2 protein-coding genes and 1 pseudogene are annotated in these 2139 nt (G+C 72.7%); 1 reads left to right on the forward strand and 2 read right to left on the reverse strand.

The window, feature by feature from the left end; translation table 11 throughout:
- Positions 1–21: 21 nt before the first annotated feature.
- Together DEIPI_RS0119000 and DEIPI_RS0119010 are read right to left on the reverse strand one after the other, a co-directional pair.
- On the reverse strand, positions 22–1218 hold the full coding sequence (locus DEIPI_RS0119000) for a cytochrome P450 (RefSeq protein ID WP_027482814.1): 1197 nt from the start codon (positions 1216–1218) through the stop codon (positions 22–24).
- A 340-nt stretch (positions 1219–1558) separates the two neighbouring features.
- The gene (locus tag DEIPI_RS0119010) at positions 1559–1771 is read right to left on the reverse strand and encodes a hypothetical protein (RefSeq protein WP_027482816.1); all 213 of its coding nucleotides are present in this window, start codon (positions 1769–1771) and stop codon (positions 1559–1561) included.
- 177 nt (positions 1772–1948) lie between these two features.
- Here DEIPI_RS0119010 and DEIPI_RS32670 point away from each other — a divergent pair.
- Positions 1949–2139: pseudogene (locus tag DEIPI_RS32670) on the forward strand (hypothetical protein); the annotation flags it as partial.

Below are 2139 nucleotides of genomic sequence, written 5' to 3' on the forward strand. Positions count from 1 at the left end.
CGCTGAGCGGGGAGCCGCGCCTCAGCGGGGACCGAGCGCGACGCGGAACCCGCGCACCTCGTACCCCTTGATGAGCTCGTTGTACGTCACGGTGGGTTCCCGGACGATCCGCAGGCCACGCAGGATCAGCAGGCGGCGCAGGAACACGTCGCTCTCCTCGATCGCGAGGAACGCGCCCGGGCAGCGGTGGTGGCCGTCGCCGAAGGACAGCACCTGACCCTGGACGCCCCGTGGAAGGGAACGGCCCGGACAGACGCGGTGGGCGTCCTCCCCCACGACGTCCGGATCGACGTTGGCGGCCGCGACGTCCACGGCGAGGACGGCGCCGCGCGGCACGGGGCGCCCGTCCACGACGAGATCGCTCGTCGCGCGGCGGTACACCTTCCCCACGACCGGTTCGAGCCGCAGGATCTCGTGCAGGATGGCGTGCCGCTCCTCGCGGGTCCCGTGCACGTACTCGGCGCGCAGCGAGGCGTCGTGCAGCAGGTGCCAGGCCGCGACCGTGACGAACTCGCGCGTGGTGGCCATCCCGGCGGTGCCGTAGGTGACGCACTCCATCAGGATGTCCAGCTCGCCGTAGTCGCGGTCGAGCAGGTGGCTGACGAGATCGTCCCGACGTTCGCGGCGCCGCGCGCGGATGGCGGGGCGGACGTCGAGCAGGTGGAACAGCAGCATCCGCGTCTGCGACGCGAGGGCCCGACGACGGGAGGGGGCGGCGGCACGCCCGGGCTCGCTGTCCCCTCCGAGGCCCACGAAGGCCTCGACGCGACGTGCGAGACCGGGCGCGAGGCTGTCCGTGAGACCCACGACACGCGAGGCGACCTCCACGGCGAGGGCGAGGCTCAGATCGTCGAGGTTCGCCTCTCCACGGCGTGCGAGCCCCGCGACGAGGTCGTCCGCGAGCCGCGCGATCATCGGACGGTACGTCGCGACCTGCGCGGGCGTGAAGTACCGGGCGGTGTCGCGGCGCATCGCGTGGTGCTCGTCCCCCTCGGCGAAGAGGACGGGAAGGCGACGCACGACGCCGAGCCCGGCGACCTGCTCGGACATGAACCCCGCCTGCCGCGCGTGGTCCGAACGCAGGACGTCGCGGGCGGCGGCGTGGTCCTGCACGGCGACGACGCGCTCGTCCCGCCCGGTGCCCTGCCGGGGTCGGGCGGCTTCCCGACGCGTGAGGGTCGACGTGTGGAAGGGGCAGCCGGGAGGATGGGTGGTCATCGATGCTCCGTTCAGACGTCGCCGTCGTGGCCGAGAATGGGGTGCTCGTTTCGGGGCAGTCCGTCGAACGTGCCCCGGGCCGCCCCGGAAGGCTCACGCAGGTTCAGCAGGGCGTCCAGGTGCCATCGGCGGCTGCCCCGGTCGAGCGGCGACGTCGACCTGCTTCGGCCCGCGTCCGTGTCGTCCGTGGCCGCGCCTGAAGGCTGGAGCTTCGCGCGCGTCCGGACGCGCGATTCACCGGGTTCGTCGTTCATGCCCCAGACTCGCCGGAAAGCGTGAGTTCCGGCGCCGGTGGGGCTGAACGCCCTTGGGAATCGGCCCCGCCGCCGGGGAGGCGTCCTCAGGGCAGCGGCAGGACCTCGACGACGGTCGTCCCGACGTTCTCGGGGTCGGGGTAGGTCCGCTCCACGCGCACGGCGCGTCCGTCGAGCAAAACGACGTCTCCCTCGCGCGGGACGACCATGTCCTCCGACAGGTAGACGCTGAAGCCGTTGTTCGAGTGGTCCGCGAGGTTCGACGCGCGGGCGTACCGCAGTTCGGGAAGGTCGGTCATGGCGGTAGTGTACCCAGCACCCGTGGGAGGCGGCTTCCCACGACGTTCACCCGCCGCTGAGGCTCGGCGCGGCCGCGTCGCGGCCCGTGGCCTGCTCGCGGCGCCCTCCGGGGCCGAATCTGTGGTTATGTGTGGAGACCCGCCCCAGCCGAATCCACGCCCAACCCGGAGGTTCCCGTGACATCGACATCGACCACCCACCTCGGAAGACGACGCAAGCTGATCGAAGGCCACGAGAAGGTGACGGGGCAGGCCCGTTTCACGGCGGACCTCGCCCTGCCCGGCCTCCTGCACGCGCGCGTGGTCCTGTCGCCCTACCCGCACGCGCGCGTCCTGGGGATCGACGACGCCGCCGCGCTCGCGGCGCC

This window comes from Deinococcus pimensis DSM 21231 (assembly GCF_000519345.1).
GTDB lineage: Bacteria > Deinococcota > Deinococci > Deinococcales > Deinococcaceae > Deinococcus_A > Deinococcus_A pimensis.